The sequence below is a fragment of the Olleya aquimaris genome (assembly GCF_003259525.1).
In the GTDB taxonomy this organism is placed as follows: Bacteria; Bacteroidota; Bacteroidia; order Flavobacteriales; family Flavobacteriaceae; genus Olleya; species Olleya aquimaris.
On record NZ_QLLO01000001.1, the window covers coordinates 18,381 to 33,974 of the forward strand.

At 30.9% G+C, this 15,594-nt stretch carries 14 protein-coding genes; 7 read left to right on the top strand and 7 right to left on the bottom strand.

Annotation, left to right across the window (positions count from 1 at the left end; translation table 11 throughout):
• The first annotated feature begins 56 nt into the window (after nucleotides 1–56).
• Both LY08_RS00085 and LY08_RS00090 read left to right on the top strand, forming a co-directional pair.
• Nucleotides 57–2,807: a PD-(D/E)XK nuclease family protein gene (locus tag LY08_RS00085; RefSeq protein WP_111658395.1), complete on the top strand. Its 2,751-nt coding sequence runs from the start codon at nucleotides 57–59 to the stop codon at nucleotides 2,805–2,807.
• A complete protein-coding gene (locus tag LY08_RS00090; protein WP_111658396.1) occupies nucleotides 2,804–3,646 on the top strand; it encodes an alpha/beta hydrolase family protein in 843 nt (280 codons plus the stop codon). The genes LY08_RS00085 and LY08_RS00090 overlap by 4 nt, the downstream gene beginning before the upstream one ends.
• Here the strand turns inward: LY08_RS00090 and LY08_RS00095 are convergent.
• A complete protein-coding gene (locus tag LY08_RS00095) occupies nucleotides 3,643–6,009 on the bottom strand; it encodes a 7TM diverse intracellular signaling domain-containing protein (RefSeq protein WP_111658397.1) in 2,367 nt (788 codons plus the stop codon). The genes LY08_RS00090 and LY08_RS00095 overlap by 4 nt on opposite strands.
• A 136-nt stretch (nucleotides 6,010–6,145) precedes the next feature.
• Nucleotides 6,146–6,943 carry a universal stress protein gene (locus tag LY08_RS00100; protein ID WP_111658398.1) on the bottom strand — a complete coding sequence of 266 codons (798 nt, stop codon included), beginning with the start codon at nucleotides 6,941–6,943 and terminating at the stop codon, nucleotides 6,146–6,148.
• A 90-nt stretch (nucleotides 6,944–7,033) separates the two neighbouring features.
• On the opposite strand from LY08_RS00100, the gene LY08_RS00105 reads away from it, so the two are divergent.
• Both LY08_RS00105 and LY08_RS13535 read left to right on the top strand, forming a co-directional pair.
• Nucleotides 7,034–8,368 (top strand): MATE family efflux transporter, encoded by a 1,335-nt coding sequence (locus LY08_RS00105; RefSeq protein ID WP_111658399.1) that lies wholly within the window; start codon nucleotides 7,034–7,036, stop codon nucleotides 8,366–8,368.
• Nucleotides 8,369–8,390: 22 nt separating this feature from the next.
• Nucleotides 8,391–8,561, top strand: a complete 171-nt coding sequence (locus LY08_RS13535) for a hypothetical protein (RefSeq protein ID WP_170120589.1) — start codon at nucleotides 8,391–8,393, stop codon at nucleotides 8,559–8,561.
• A gap of 93 nt (nucleotides 8,562–8,654) precedes the next feature.
• On the opposite strand, the gene LY08_RS00110 is transcribed toward LY08_RS13535, so the two are convergent.
• Nucleotides 8,655–9,296 carry a 2OG-Fe(II) oxygenase gene (locus tag LY08_RS00110; RefSeq protein ID WP_111658400.1) on the bottom strand — a complete coding sequence of 214 codons (642 nt, stop codon included), beginning with the start codon at nucleotides 9,294–9,296 and terminating at the stop codon, nucleotides 8,655–8,657.
• A gap of 92 nt (nucleotides 9,297–9,388) precedes the next feature.
• Here LY08_RS00110 and LY08_RS00115 point away from each other — a divergent pair, with 92 nt between their 5' ends.
• Together LY08_RS00115 and LY08_RS00120 are read left to right on the top strand one after the other, a co-directional pair.
• Nucleotides 9,389–9,841 (top strand): 6-pyruvoyl trahydropterin synthase family protein, encoded by a 453-nt coding sequence (locus tag LY08_RS00115; RefSeq protein WP_111658401.1) that lies wholly within the window; start codon nucleotides 9,389–9,391, stop codon nucleotides 9,839–9,841.
• Nucleotides 9,842–9,985: 144 nt separating this feature from the next.
• Nucleotides 9,986–10,741 carry a UDP-2,3-diacylglucosamine diphosphatase gene (locus tag LY08_RS00120; protein ID WP_111658402.1) on the top strand — a complete coding sequence of 252 codons (756 nt, stop codon included), beginning with the start codon at nucleotides 9,986–9,988 and terminating at the stop codon, nucleotides 10,739–10,741.
• Here the strand turns inward: LY08_RS00120 and LY08_RS00125 are convergent.
• From LY08_RS00125 to LY08_RS00140, 4 genes are read right to left on the bottom strand one after another with little or no spacing between them, the layout of a single operon-like run.
• Entirely contained in the window at nucleotides 10,738–11,397 is a 660-nt protein-coding gene (locus tag LY08_RS00125) for a peptidoglycan-binding domain-containing protein (protein ID WP_111658403.1), read from the bottom strand. The genes LY08_RS00120 and LY08_RS00125 overlap by 4 nt on opposite strands.
• Before the next feature lie 36 nt (nucleotides 11,398–11,433).
• A complete protein-coding gene (locus LY08_RS00130) occupies nucleotides 11,434–12,708 on the bottom strand; it encodes an MFS transporter (protein ID WP_111658404.1) in 1,275 nt (424 codons plus the stop codon).
• Between the two features lies 1 nt (nucleotide 12,709).
• Nucleotides 12,710–14,398, bottom strand: a complete 1,689-nt coding sequence (gene recJ, locus LY08_RS00135) for a single-stranded-DNA-specific exonuclease RecJ (protein WP_111658405.1) — start codon at nucleotides 14,396–14,398, stop codon at nucleotides 12,710–12,712.
• 55 nt (nucleotides 14,399–14,453) lie between these two features.
• Nucleotides 14,454–14,873 carry an OsmC family protein gene (locus tag LY08_RS00140; protein WP_111658406.1) on the bottom strand — a complete coding sequence of 140 codons (420 nt, stop codon included), beginning with the start codon at nucleotides 14,871–14,873 and terminating at the stop codon, nucleotides 14,454–14,456.
• 62 nt (nucleotides 14,874–14,935) lie between these two features.
• Between LY08_RS00140 and LY08_RS00145 the strand changes: the two genes are divergently transcribed.
• Nucleotides 14,936–15,526, top strand: a complete 591-nt coding sequence (locus tag LY08_RS00145; protein WP_111658407.1) for a carboxymuconolactone decarboxylase family protein — start codon at nucleotides 14,936–14,938, stop codon at nucleotides 15,524–15,526.
• Nucleotides 15,527–15,594: the final 68 nt, after the last annotated feature.

Below are 15,594 nucleotides of genomic sequence, written 5' to 3' on the forward strand. Positions count from 1 at the left end.
CATAAGTTTTATAGAAAAACGCTTCGGGAATCCGAAGCGTTTTTTATTTTTATATAATGACAAGTTTTATTCAAGATGTATTAATTGACCTTAAAAATAAAGACGAAGATTTTAGTCAACTTATCTTTGTGTGTCCAAGTAGACGTTCTGGTATTTTTCTTAAACAAGAATTAAGTCTACTTTTAAATAAAACCATCTTTGCACCAAAAATAATTAGTATTGAAAATTTTGTTGAGGAATTATCGCAATTAAAAACAGTATCTAATACAGAGCTGTTATTTCAGTTTTATAATACGTACATCCAAATTACTCCAAAAAGTGAGCAGGAAGGGCTTGATAGCTTTTCTAAATGGGCTCAAATCATTCTTCAAGATTTTAATGAGATTGATCGCTATCTAGTACCAGAAAAAAAGATATTTGATTACTTAAAAGCAATTAAAGATTTAGAGCATTGGTCATTACAACCCAATCAAACAGAAGTTGTAAGTAGTTACCTTAAATTTTGGAATAAGCTTAATGACTACTACACAACTTTTACTCAGTCTTTAATTTCCCAAAAAAAAGGATATCAAGGTTTATTATACCGTGAAGCTTTTGAAAATATAGAAGCTTACATAAATAGCACAACAAATAAACATGTTTTTTTAGGCTTTAATGCTTTAAATAAGGCAGAGGAAACCATCATTCAAGAGCTTCTACAAAATGATTTAGCTTCAATTTATTGGGATATTGATAGCACATTTATAGACCATAAAATTCATGATGCAGGTTTGTTTATTAGGCAACATAAAGCACAATGGAAATACTTTAACAAAACCCCTTTTAACTGGATTAAAAACTACTATAAGCAGCAAAAGAATATAAACGTATTTGGAGTTCCAAAAAATATTGGACAAGCCAAAGCTATCGGATCTATTTTAGAAGAACTATCAACTAAAGATGCTTCTTTAAAAAACACAGCATTGGTCCTAGGCGACGAAAACTTATTAATTCCAGTACTTAATTCTATTCCAGAAACTGTAGAAACGTTAAATATCACAATGGGTTTTCCATTAAAAGCTATTCCTTTAGCTTCTTTATTCGAATATTTATTTACACTACAAAAAAAGAATGGCAATACGTTTTATTATAAAGATGTGATAAGTATTTTATCACATCAATTTATACAACCCTTATTTAAAAAAGGAAGTGCTATAGGAATAATAGAATTGATTAATAAAAACAACCTAGTATATCTTACTAAAGACCGTTTATTGTCTATTTGTAAGGAAGAACAAGAATTATTAAGCATCTTATTTAGTAATTGGGAGAACAATCCGGAAATAGCTTTAAATAACTGCTTTAAACTTATTAATACAATTAAAATACAACAAACTGAGGATAAGAAAAAAAATCAACTAGGATTAGAGTATTTATATCGATTTAACACCTTGTTTAACGAAATAAAACGACTTAATGATACTTACAACCACATAAAAGATATTAAGGCGTTATATAGTATATATAAAGAATTATTAAGTTCTGAAACATTAGATTTTCAAGGAGAACCCTTGCAAGGTTTACAAATAATGGGTATGCTAGAATCTCGTGTTTTAGATTTTGAAACCGTAATAATCTCTAATGTTAATGAAGGTATTTTACCCTCTGGAAAAACTAACAACTCATTTATTCCTTTTGATGTTAAGATAGAAAACAACTTACCTACTTATAAAGAAAAAGACGCTGTATATACTTACCATTTTTATCATTTGCTACAACGTGCAAAAAATGTTTACATTTTATATAACACAGAAATTGATACTCTGGTTGGAGGCGAAAAAAGTAGGTTTATCAAACAACTAGAACTTGAGGGTATACATGATATCAATCATAAAATACTTACCCCTAAAGTGCCTAACTTTAACAACCAGCCTGCATCCATTATAAAAACAGATGCTGTAATTACAATTTTAAAAAAAATTGCTGAAAAGGGATTCTCTCCTTCGTCCTTAACTAGTTATATTAGAAATCCATTAGATTTTTATTATCAAAAGTTATTAGGGGTTTCAGATTTAGAGGAAGTTGAAGAAACTATTGCTACCAATACACTTGGTACAGTTGTACACAATACATTAGAGACTTTATACTTGCCTTTTATAGGAGAATACTTAACAGTCGCTAAAATAAATGCTATAAAACCAAAAATTGACACCCATATCTCTAACTTTTTTAAAGACGAATATAAGGAAGGTGATATGACCAAAGGTAAAAACCTTATTGTCTTTGAAATTGCAAAACGATATGTTCTTAATTTTTTAAATCTAGAAATTAAGTCTCTTGAAAAAGGAAATACAATAAAAATAATAGCTTTAGAAGCTAAAGTAGAACGAATACCTTTACAAATAGACGAATTAGATTTTACAATACATTTAAAAGGTACTGTTGACCGAGTTGATGAGTATAACGGAACCATTAGAATAATAGATTATAAAACAGGACAGGTTGATCAAAGCAAGGTGTCTGTTATAGAATGGCAAGACTTATTAATAGATTATACAAAATATAGTAAATCTTTTCAAGTATTAATGTATGCTTATATGCTTTATAAAGCTAGGTTAGTTACATTACCTTTAAATGCGGGAATCATATCATTTAAAAATTTAGGTGTTGGATTTATTCCGTTTACAAAAAAAACAAGTTCACATAGTAGAAATAATGAAACATTAATCACTAAAGATATGTTAGATTTATTTGAAACCCAGCTTAAAACCTTAATATTAGAAATTTGTAATCCAGAAATTAATTTTATCGAAAAAGAGCTAAAATGATTCTAAAAAATCAAATTTTAACCAGAAATAAGCAAAAACCTATAGTTTTTGACCTTTTTTTTAATAAATCCTCCAAATCTAAACCACTAGTTATTTTTTGTCATGGTTATAAAGGTTTTAAAGATTGGGGAGCTTGGGATTTGGTCGCTAATACATTTAAAGACCATGATTTATTTTTTGTGAAATTTAATTTTTCACACAATGGTGGCACTGTAGATCAACCAATAGATTTTCCGGATTTAGACGCTTTCGCTGAAAATAATTATAGTAAAGAGTTAAAAGATGTAAATGATATGCTTTCTTTTTTATGTTCAAAAAAAAATTCTTACTTAAACCAAATTGATACCACAAATATTATTTTAATAGGTCATTCTAGAGGTGGTGGAATAGCAACAATAAAAGCAAGTGAAGATAATAGAGTCACCAAATTAATTACTTGGGCAAGCGTTAGTGCATTTGGACAACGCACCACTACTACAGGCGATTTAGAACAATGGAAAAAAGATGGTGTTAAATACGTATTAAATGGTAGAACTAAACAGCAAATGCCTCATAACTATCAATTTTATCTAGATTTTAAAGCAAATGAAGACCGCTTAAATATTAAAAAGGCTTGCAAGAATATTCAAATACCACACTTAATTATTCACGCAAAAGACGACTTAACCGTTACATTTAAAGAAGCAAAAGCTTTACATAACTGGAGCCCTAACAGTCAATTAATTGCAATAACTAATAGTAACCATGTTTTTAACACAAAACATCCTTGGGTTAAAGACACATTACCAAAATCAATTAATTCTGTAATAGAAAGCTCTATTGCTTTTATCTTAGATTAAGCAATCTTTAAGTGGTTATTAACGCACTTAGATATTTTTTGTAATAATTCTTTTTTATTAACTGGTTTAGTCATGTAGTCGTTCATCCCAATAGCTAATACTTTTTCTTTTGTTTGTTGCATTGCATCTGCTGTTACAGCAATAATAGGTATAGATTTAATTTTAGGACCATAAATACCGCTTCTAATTAGTTTTGTAGCTTCATAACCATCCATTACAGGCATTTGTAAATCCATTAATATTAAATCAAAATTGTCTTTATTTAGCATTTGTATTGCTTCCTCTCCATTTTTAGCAATACTTAATGAGATTTTATTATCAGCACCAAGTAATTTTTTAATCACCATTTGATTTAATCTATTGTCCTCTACAGCTAAAATATGTACTTCTCTATTTAAAAAATTGTCTTCATTAGGGAATTTACTTTTATAAACATCTATCTTTTTAACCTTTAAAGGTAAATCTATAAATACTCGTGTTCCTTCATTAAGCTGACTTTCTATTTTTAAGTCACCTCCAAATAAATGTACCAATTTTTTTACAATTGTTAAACCTAATCCTATGCCTCCAAATTTTCTTTTGTGATTATTCTTCATTTGGTTAAAGCTTTCAAATATTTTATTCTTAACCTCCGTAGTCATTCCAACTCCAGTGTCGGAGACTTGTATTTCAAAACAATTAATATTATCAGCTTTAGGACAGCAATTTATTTTTACTTCAATATGCCCTGAGGAAGTAAACTTAACTGCATTACTTAATATATTATTTAAAATTTGAATAAACCGTTCAGAATCACTTTCTACAAATTCTGGAATGTTTGAATCCATTATAAAATTAAATTCTAGTCCCTTTCTTTCAGCTTCAACTTTCCAGTTATTACAGATTTCATTTAAAGGTACTAAAGGGTTAAATACTTCTTTATTTAATTCTAATTCGTTTCTAACTAATTTATCAAAATCTAAAATATCATTGACGTTACTTAATAAACTAATGGATGAGTTTTTAATTATCTCATAATTTTTTTTAGTGTCTTCATCTGCATCTTTTTCTAATTCTGTCTCTGCAATTCCCATAATAGCATTAATAGGTGTTCTAAGCTCATGACTTATATTAGACATAAAAAAAGATTTAAGTTGAAGTATCTCTTGGGATTTATTTAGTGCTATTTTTTTGGACTCTACTTCAGAATATTTTAGTCTTTTTATTAGATTGGTCATCGATAACGATAAAAAGATTACTTCAATAGCACTTCCTATTTTAACACTATTTTCTGTAAAAGCATTGTTAGGAATAATGCTTAGGTTATTCATAACAAATCCTAATAATCCTACTATTAAAAATAAAATACCTATTGAAAAATAAATATCTACAAATACTTTATTATATCGAAGTGTTAATATGGTACCTAAAATTAAAACTAAACTCACTAGTCCATTAATGTTACTAAGTGGGTAAGCATATTCCATTGTTTTTGGTGATAAAAACAACATTATAAATGCCACTCCTAAAGAACAGAAAATAACATTATAATAAATTTTAAATTGTTTTAATTTTTTGTTTACTCTTAGAAAATATTGGCAATATTTAAGTAAGAATAAATTAGATAATATCCCTGTAATTAATACTGCACGACTATTTATATACCCAGATCCTGGAAAAACAAATTCAAAGATATAACCATCTAAAGCTGCTTGTAATAGTGCTATAGAAAACACATATAATCCATAATACAAAAATATCTTATCCTTTAAACTTGTGTAAAAAAACAAATAAGATATACCTGCTAATAACAGTAAACCATAAAACAATCCAAATAACAGCTGTTGCCTATAGTTCATCCACCAAAATTCAGACTCTGTATATAATTTAAGTGGGACATTTATGGTTTCGCCATCGCTGGCAAACTCCATATAAACATCTTGCTTGGAGTTTGGTTCTAAATTTAACTTAAATACAGTTGATCTGTGTTTGACTTGCCTTTCGGAAAATGGAATTTGGTCTCCGCTTTTAAATTTTTTAATATCAGTACTAGCACTATCTATAACAAATAAATTAGCCTTATCTGTAATTGGTCTTGCTGTTTCTAAGTAATAGGTTAATGGTCTGTCTGAACTGTTTTTTAGGGCAAATTTAACCCAATAATGGTCTGAAGTAAAACCTAGATTTAAGTTATCTGAATCTAAATCTTCAAATTTTAAATCTTGTTTAGTTAAAAACTCATCAATAGTTAAATCTGTTTTTCCTAAACAAGTGTACTGCGCATAATGGTATAGCTCGCCTTTACTTACTAATGGGTCAAAGGGTGTGTTTTGACCGCAAACAGTAAGGCTAATAAAATAGATAAAAATGAATATCTTTCTCATTTACAAGCTTCTTTTTCATAAAACTAGTAAAAAGATACTACTTTTTTTTAATAAGATATAAAATTTTGAAGCTATTTAAATGTTCTCGCTAAAAAGACTCGTTAACCGGATTAAAAGGAAGAAATATTTTTTAGTTTTATTTTAAACCACTAAGTACCAACACTGGTAGCGTCGACACATAGAAATCTTTTTTTAAGATGCTGTTTTTTTCCCACATCTTAGCAAAAAAACCTCGTTTACGTCTAACTACACAAAGTAAATCAGGATTGTAAGTTTTATAATGTTCTAAAACTCCCTGAAAAGTTGTGGCATTCTCTGTTTCTTCAACAGAAGACACAATGGTTTTAAGCTCTTCATTAATATTAAAATCATTACTATTATGAAATGGTGTTTTAACTAACAACAAATCCAACTTAGCTTTATATTGATCTTTAATATCTTTTAAAGGTTTTAATGCGTTTTCTTTATTGATAATTGCAGATTTAACTGCCATTAAAATTGAATTAATTGGTTTGTATGTAAAATTTTCTGGTACAATTAAAGCTGGTATGTTAGTTTGTTTTACAATTTTCCCAGAGGTTTTACCTAAATAAACTTCATCTTTTATAGAATTAGTCCTAGGTTCTACCAATATCAAATCAATTTCTAAAGTTTTACAAACTAACTCTAAGGTATCAACTAATTTGCCTTTAAAAGTTTTTACTATTACTTCTACATTTTTAGTGTCTACTTTTGCGATATGATTGTTTAAAAACTCTAAACTTTCGCGTTCTAAAATATGGTCTATTTTAATCATGGTTCCAGATTTAGTGTACACATTGTAAACTTGTACCACATATAATTTAGCGCCAAAAGCTTGAGCAAAATCTACAGCATATTGTAAGTGACTTTGTGCATTTTTTGAGGATCCAACAGGTACTAAAATAGATTTCATAGTAATTATATTTAAGAAACAAAAATACAGATTTTTATTCAGTAATTTAGCAGTAATTTTTATGACCTTAGCAATACCATTATAATTGTTTTGAATAATCCCATCAGTTTCAAAAATATAAACAGATTAGCTATTCCTGCATTAATTTCAGGTATTTCAGAGCCTATTTTGTCTTTAACTGATGCTGCTGTGGTAGGAAATGTAGAATTAAATCCAACAGAATCTTTAGCTGCTATAGGAATTGTAACTACGTTTTTGTCCATGTTAATATGGGTTTTAGGCCAAACTAGAAGTGCTATTTCTTCTATCATCTCTCAGCATTTAGGCGCTAATAAATTAGATAAGGTAAGAGAATTACCGGCTCAAGCCATCTTTTTAATTACATCATTAAGCCTAATTATTATTGCATCCACTTATCCATTTGCCTCGCAAATCTTTAAATTGTATAACGCTTCAAATTTAATATTAGAATATAGTGTAGACTATTATAAAATTAGGGTGTTTGGTTTTCCGTTTACCTTATTTGTCATTGCTGTTTTTGGTACCTTTAGAGGATTACAAAACACGTTTTACCCTATGGTAATAGCCATTTTAGGGGCTTTATTAAATGTGGTCTTAGACTTTGCTTTAGTATATGGTATTACTGGTTTTATAGACCCTATGCACATACAAGGTGCTGCTTATGCTAGTGTTATTGCTCAAATATTTATGGCTGTATTATCTGGTTATTTACTGCTAACTAAAACCTCTATTCCGTTACGACTTAAATTTCCTTTTAATGCACAAATTAGCAACTTTGTTTTAATGATTTTAAATCTTTTTATTAGGACTTTAGCCTTAAATATTACACTATATTTTGCCACAAAATATGCGACAGGTTATGGTAAAAATTACATTGCAGCATACACTATTGCTATAAATTTATGGTTTTTAGGTGCATTTATTATAGATGGTTATGCTAGTGCAGGTAATATCCTATCTGGTAAGTTATTTGGCGAGAAAAACTACAAAACATTATTGCAACTAAGTACAAGATTAATTAAAATAGGTATTCTATTAGGTTGCGTGGTTGCGGTTATTGGAGCTATATTATATTATCCAATTGGAAGAATCTTTACTCAAGAACCTGAAGTATTACAAGCCTTTTATGAAGTGTTTTGGATAGTCTTAGCCATGCAACCGTTGTGTGCATTAGCATTTATTTTTGATGGTATGTTTAAAGGACTTGGTAAAATGAAAGACTTACGCAATCTACTTTTACTGTCTACCTTTTTAGTGTTTTTACCTGCTTTATTTTTGGCAGATTATTACCATTTAAAGCTCACAGGAATTTTTATTGCATTTACTTTGTGGATTGTCGCTAGAGGTTTTCCGTTAATTATTAAATTTAGAAAACAATTTTTGCCACTAGCGCAAAACCATTAACTTTACTTTAAATTAACCAACTATGCTTCTAAGTATCTTACAAGTAAATATTGAAGAAAAAATAAAGAATGCTCCAGAGGATAGTGGTTATGAAATTGGCATATTGATAGGCTCTTATTTACCTTTAATGGTACTTGTAGTATTAGCCTATTTACTTTACAGATATAACAAAAACAGAAATTCAGATCTTTAATCTAAACACAATATCATGGGAAACAGAATTTTTCTAATACTAGCAGTAGTTTTAATTGTCATCTACTTTTATAACCGCAATAAAAGACGCTAACTATCGTGTTTTTAACCAACCCGTAATGCTTAAACGCTTAGTTTCTACAGGCTTAACCTCGTGTTCTAAAACTTGGCTTTCAAAAATTACTACACGACCAGGAAAAGGATAGATAACTTGTTCTGTCTCTTGACCGTTTGAATTTAAATACAATACCAATTCGCCACCATTTTCAGGTTGCCAATCTTCATGATTTAAATAACAAACAAAAGATAGTTTACGTCTGTCATCGTTTTTAAACGTGTCTAGATGTCGTTTATAAAAAGTACCCTTAGGGTACAACGCATAATGAAACTCTTTATATAATATTCCTAAAAAACAGGTAGTATTTAAATAGCTAATTAGGTTATTTATTTTATCAAAAAATAAAAGTTCGGCAGAATTTGCTGTAGTTTCATCAATCCATAAAATAATATCACCTCTTATAGATTTTACAATGGTTTCATCAAACTTATTGCCAATTGCTGCTTTTTTAAATGCATCTTCTTCATGTTTCTGTATTAAAGATTCACGTAAAACAGCAACCTCATCTTCTGTAAAAAAATCATTTACAACACTATATTTTTGCGTAGCAATCTCAGAAATAATACGCTCATAAAGCGGATTTTCAACAAAATCTAACGCTTCAAAAAGCTGGCTCATACCATATCTATAATTTAAAGAGTGCGCAAATGTAATCTAATATCCATTCGCTTTTACAAAATCAATATCTTTGTGCAATAAATATTTGGTTAATGAGCAACATACGCATTACAAAACAATTTACTTTTGAGACTGGTCACGCACTATATGGCTATGACGGAAAATGTAAAAACGTCCATGGACACAGCTACAAATTAGATGTAACTGTTATTGGTAAGCCTATTTCGGACACTACAAATGTTAAGTTTGGGATGGTTATAGATTTTTCCGATCTTAAAAAAATTGTCAAAGAAGAGATTGTAAATGTCTTTGACCATGCAACTGTTTTTAACAAAAACACACCACACGTAGAGCTTGCTAAAGAGCTTGAAGAAAGAGGTCACAATGTGCTACTAGTAGATTATCAACCAACCAGTGAAATGATGGTGATTGATTTTGCAGAAAAAATAAAAAACAGGTTACCCAACAGTATAAAACTACACTCGTTAAAACTATCCGAAACTGCAACCAGTTACGCACAATGGTATGCAAGCGATAACCAGTAAATAATTTGGGCGTTACCACAAGGGTCGCGCTTTACACTATATCTTTTTTGCGCATAAGCGCGCACAAAAAAGGATGTCGTTTTAATCGCTAACGCACGCACCAGCTAACCAATAGCATTCACAGGAATTAATTATATTTACAACATGCAAATTCCAGAAGGAAAAAAAATATACTTCGCCTCAGACAATCATCTGGGTGCGCCAACAAAAACAGACTCACTTCCTCGAGAAAAAAAGTTTGTCGCTTGGTTGGACATGATTAAAGATGATGCTGCTGCTATTTTTTTATTGGGCGATTTATTTGACTTTTGGATGGAATACCGCAGAGTCATCCCAAAAGGGTTTACCAGAACGTTAGGGAAGTTAGCAGAAATTAGTGACTCTGGAATCCCAATTTACTACTTTGTAGGTAATCATGATTTATGGATGAATGGTTATTTTGAAGAAGAGCTTAATATCCCAGTGTACCATAAACCACAAGAATTCACCTTTAATAATAAAACCTTTTTTATTGGTCATGGAGACGGTTTAGGACCACATGACAAAGGATATAAGCGCATGAAAAAACTGTTTACCAATCCAGTTGCAAAATGGTTGTTTCAACGGTTATTGCATCCAGATTTTGGCATGCGATTAGGTAATTATCTGTCTGTAAAAAATAAAATGATTTCTGGTGATGAAGACGCTAAATTCTTAGGAGAAGATAAAGAATGGTTAGTACAATACTGCAAGCGTAAACTAGAAACCAAACATCGTGATTATTTTGTGTTTGGACACAGACATTTACCACTTAATATAGATTTAGGAAATAATTCTAAATACATCAATCTTGGCGATTGGATCCAGTATTTTACTTATGGTGTTTTTGATGGAAACACTATGGAGTTGAAAGAGTATTAATCCAACAAAGCTTCTAAAGTAACCTCATCTATATTACCATCTGCAAATAAATTATTTTTAGCTTCAAAGTCCTTAATAGCATTAGCAGTAATGGTCATGTAAACACCATCTACAGGTATATCATATCCTTTTTTAACCAATAGCTTTTGTATTTCAAAAACAAAAGGGCTTCTTTCACCTGTTCTTAAATTGGTTTTAGGAAGTGCGTTTAGTAATCTGTTTTTAAATTTTTCGTTATTTACATGAGTATTGTAAGCTTCTACTGTTAATCCTATCTGTTCAAAATTCTGAATATCTGCGTTAGTATATCCTTTATCTTTTAATTGTTTAGACTGTTCTAATTTAGTTTCGTAAAACTTCACTTTTGCTAACTTTTTAGCATATGTATTAACTGCCAAAGTGGTTTCTGCATCATCACTTTCTGGGCTTTTAACATCTATTTCATTAGCGCTCCATTGCATAGTTGCATAGCTATTTAGTTGCTCAACCGCTTCATTATAGTTGTAAACCATTTCTTGATTATGGTAGTTTAAATCTATGGATTCACTAATTTTATAATTAGCATGTTTTGGATGAAAACGCTGGAATTCTTTATATTGGTTGTAAGAAAATATCAATACAATTACGACTAATATAGCGATTAGAATTTTTTTCATTTTAATTGAAGTTTAAGACTTTACAAATATAATAGATTAATTAGTTTCACTTTCGTGCTCCTCAATATCTTTAGTTAAATCCAGATTTCTTAAGGTTTTATTTTTAGTTCCAATAGCTACTACAGTTAGCAAAGTCATAATACCTCCAAAAATAACTGCTCTTGCAGCTCCACCTAAGTATTTAGCAGCTACACCACTTTCAAAAGCACCAAGCTCGTTAGAAGATCCTACAAACATACTATTTACAGAGGCTACACGTCCACGCATGTGGTCTGGTGTTTTTAGTTGTAAAATCGTTTGACGGATTACCATAGACACACCATCTGTTACACCAGAAAAGAACAAGGCTACAACACTTAACCAAAATAATTTTGACATCCCAAAAATGATGATACATACTCCAAATCCAAAGATTGAAATTAATAACTTTTTTCCTGCATTTTTACTAACTGGAAGGTAGGTTGTAATAAACATGGTTAAGATACTTCCAATAGAAATAGAGGCATTTAAAATACCAAATCCTTTAGATCCAACATGTAGAATATCTTGGGCAAAAACCGAGAGTAATGCTACTGCACCTCCAAATAAAACTGCAATCATATCTAAAGATAAAGCCCCTAAAATTGCTTTATCACTAAACACAAATTTGAGTCCAACTTTTAAACTCTCTTTTACAGACTCGCCAATATTTGGATTTAAAATTGGTTTTTTCTGAATTTGAAAGGTGATAATAAAAGATAGTGCGACTAAAATAAATACGGTACACAAGGTCATAGCTACACCAATCCAATCGATTAAAAATCCTCCAAATAGTGCACCTAAAACTGTTGCTGCTTTCCAAGTACTACTACTCCAAGTTGCTGCATTTGGATATATTTTTTTAGGAACTATTAGCGCGATTAACGAGAAAATAGTCGGTCCAAAAAACGATCGTAAAAACCCTCCAAAAAATACTAATGCGTATATACCATACAAAATAGACTGTGTAGACCAGTCTCCTACTACTTTATCCCAAGTCAGTAAAAACAAACCTAAACTAATTAACGAAAAAGCAGCAATGCATAAGGCTAGTAGATTTCGTTTTTCTTTTTGATCGACAATATGTCCTGCAAACAACGCCATAGTGAAGGCAGGAATAATTTCCATTAAACCTATTAAACCCAGGTATATGGGTTCTTTGGTAAGTGTATACACTTGCCATTCGATGACAATAAATTGCATAGACCAACCAAATACTAAAGCAAAACGCAATAATAAAAATATGTTGAATTCTTTAATCCTAAGCGCAGCGTATGGGTCGTTTTTTTGCATATTAGGCTTTTAAATCTCTTATTTTAAGTTGAAGCGACACATTACCATTCCAGTGGTTTTCATCTATAGAATACACAGCTCTAAACGGTTTATTATCTTTTATCAAATTTAGCTTATCGCCTAAATTAAAACCAATACACACTAATTTTTGTCGTCCATTAGTAGCAGTAAATCTAAGGTGTTTGTCATCTTCTCCTACACATTTTCCATAACCTGTATCTTTTAGATTTTCGGTCATAAATATAGGCGTCATATTACCTGGTCCAAAAGGTGCAAACTGACTTATAATACGCCAAAACTTATCGTTAATAGTATCCAAATCTAACGTTGTGTCTATCTTAATTTCTGGCGTCAATAAACTTTTGTCAATAGTTTTACTAACTTCATCTTCAAACGCTTGTTTAAAGGCGTCGTAATTTTCTTCTTTAAGGGTTAATCCAGCAGCGTATTTATGTCCTCCAAACTGCTCGATATGTTCCGCACACGCTTCTAAAGCATTATAGACATCAAATCCAGAAACCGATCTAGCAGATGCTGCTAATTTGTCTCCACTTTTTGTAAACACTAAAGTTGGCCTGTAATGGGTTTCAATTAATCTAGATGCTACAATACCAATAACACCTTTATGCCAATTATCTTGATATACAACGGTTGTAAGCCTATCTTCTTCTTTGTTCTTTTGAATTTGCTCTAAAGCTTCAATAGTGATGTTTTTATCGGCTTCGCGTCTGTCTGTATTAAACTCTTCAATTTCTTGAGCATATTTTACTGCAGTTTGCAAGTCCGTTTCGGTAAGTAAATCCACTGCATATTGACCATGTTTCATGCGTCCAGCTGCATTAATACGAGGTGCAATAATAAAAACCACATCCGTAATAGTTAGTGTGTCTTTTTTAATCTGATTAATTATAGCTTTAAAACCAGCTCTTGGGTTTTGATTAACGACTTGTAATCCAAAGTAGGCTAACACTCGGTTTTCACCAGTTATTGGTACAATATCTGCTCCAATTGCTGTTGCTACTAAATCTAAATATGGTATTAAATCGTCTATAGTTTCGCCTGATTGTTCAGCAAGAGCTTGAATAAGTTTAAACCCAACACCACAACCGCATAATTCTTTATATGGATAGTTACAATCGTCTTGTTTTGGGTCTAAAACTGCAACTGCATTTGGGACTTCGTTTCCTGGTCTGTGGTGGTCACAAATAATAAAATCAATTCCCTTTTTTTCCGCGTAAGCGACTTTATCTATTGCTTTTATACCACAGTCTAATGCAATTATTAAACTAAAACCATTGTCTTCTGCAAAGTCAATACCTTTGTATGAAATCCCATAACCTTCATCATATCTATCTGGAATATATGTGGCTACTTGAGGTGTTTTAGTCTTTAAATAAGAAGACATTAATGCAACCGAAGTGGTACCATCTACATCATAATCGCCATACACTAATATATTTTCATTAGACTTTATTGCTTGTAGAATTCTAGCAACAGCTTTGTCCATATCTTTCATTAGATAAGGATTATGAAGGTCTTCTAAACTTGGTCTAAAAAAGGTTTTAGCCTCTTCAAACGTTTCGATGCCACGTTGCACTAAAAGTGACGCTATAGATGGATCTACTTGTAAGCTATTGGCTAATGCATTTACAGTTTCAGGATTAGGTTTTGGTTTTAATGTCCAGCGCATTTAGTTAGTTAAAAAGTTTTAATGTTGAAAGTATAAAAAGTTGGCTTAGTAAAATCTAAACATTATGAAAATGAATATTAGTTTTTACTTCGGCAAATTGCCTAAACATGTCCATGACTCCGCAATACTTTTCAATAGATAATTGTACTGCTCGATTTATTTTTTCTTTGTTTAAATCTTTTCCTGTAAAGTGATAATCAAGAGTTACTGTATGGTAGGTTTTTGGATGCTCATCTGTTAATAAACCTTCTACTTCCATTTTAAAGTCATCTACAACTACTTTCATTTTTTCTAAAATAGACACTACATCCAAACCCGTACAACCTGCAAGTGACGATAACATTAAGGCTTTAGGAGATAAACCTTCCCTAAGTTGTCCTTCTACATCAGTATCCATTAATACATGGTGACCACTAGGGTTATCAGAATCAAACAGCATGTTTCCTTTCCAATTGGTTGTTATTTTATGAGTCATAATTAAATTATTTTTCGTTTATTGATATCAATCAAAAATACTACTTAAAATTCAAAAAAACCATGCCATTAGTAACTCCTTTACCAGCAGAACACGATTTAGAAACCAAAGAATTAGCCGATTTTTTTAATGAAACTCTTGGATTTTGCCCAAACTCGGTATTAACCATGCAACGCAGACCTGCTATTAGTAAAGCGTTTATAAATTTAAATAAAGCGGTTATGGCAAATGAAGGACGCGTGACCTCTGCTTTAAAACGCATGATTGCTTGGGTAAGTAGTAATGCTACTGGTTGTAGATACTGTCAAGCTCATGCTATAAGAGCTGCAGAACGTTATGGTGCAGAACAAGAACAATTAGATAATATTTGGGAGTACCGCACACATCCCGCTTTTAATGAAGCAGAACGTGCTGCTTTAGATTTTAGTTTGGCTGCTAGTCAAGTACCTAATCAAGTAGATGGTGTTATTAAAAAACGCTTACACGAGCATTGGGATGAAGGCGAAATTGTAGAAATGTTGGGTGTAATTTCGTTATTTGGCTATTTAAATAGATGGAACGATTCAATGGGAACTACCCTTGAAGAAGATGCTATTGAAAGCGGAAACCAATATTTAGGAAAACATGGTTTTGAGGTTGGGAAGCATGTGTAAATAGTTTGCAGTAAAAAAGTCTTAGTTTGCAATACTTACTGTTGTAAAATATAGAACAAAACCTTACT

Coding starts and splice junctions, on each gene's coding strand:
- LY08_RS13535 (WP_170120589.1), top strand. CDS start 8,391: ATGCTTCTAAGTATCTTACAAGTAAATATTGAAGAAAAAATAAAGAAT.
- LY08_RS00120 (WP_111658402.1), top strand. CDS start 9,986: ATGCAAATTCCAGAAGGAAAAAAAATATACTTCGCCTCAGACAATCAT.
- LY08_RS00140 (WP_111658406.1), bottom strand. CDS start 14,873: ATGACTCATAAAATAACAACCAATTGGAAAGGAAACATGCTGTTTGAT.
- LY08_RS00115 (WP_111658401.1), top strand. CDS start 9,389: ATGAGCAACATACGCATTACAAAACAATTTACTTTTGAGACTGGTCAC.
- LY08_RS00095 (WP_111658397.1), bottom strand. CDS start 6,009: ATGAGAAAGATATTCATTTTTATCTATTTTATTAGCCTTACTGTTTGC.
- recJ (WP_111658405.1), bottom strand. CDS start 14,398: ATGCGCTGGACATTAAAACCAAAACCTAATCCTGAAACTGTAAATGCA.
- LY08_RS00125 (WP_111658403.1), bottom strand. CDS start 11,397: ATGAAAAAAATTCTAATCGCTATATTAGTCGTAATTGTATTGATATTT.
- LY08_RS00130 (WP_111658404.1), bottom strand. CDS start 12,708: ATGCAAAAAAACGACCCATACGCTGCGCTTAGGATTAAAGAATTCAAC.
- LY08_RS00100 (WP_111658398.1), bottom strand. CDS start 6,943: ATGAAATCTATTTTAGTACCTGTTGGATCCTCAAAAAATGCACAAAGT.
- LY08_RS00145 (WP_111658407.1), top strand. CDS start 14,936: ATGCCATTAGTAACTCCTTTACCAGCAGAACACGATTTAGAAACCAAA.
- LY08_RS00085 (WP_111658395.1), top strand. CDS start 57: ATGACAAGTTTTATTCAAGATGTATTAATTGACCTTAAAAATAAAGAC.
- LY08_RS00090 (WP_111658396.1), top strand. CDS start 2,804: ATGATTCTAAAAAATCAAATTTTAACCAGAAATAAGCAAAAACCTATA.
- LY08_RS00110 (WP_111658400.1), bottom strand. CDS start 9,296: ATGAGCCAGCTTTTTGAAGCGTTAGATTTTGTTGAAAATCCGCTTTAT.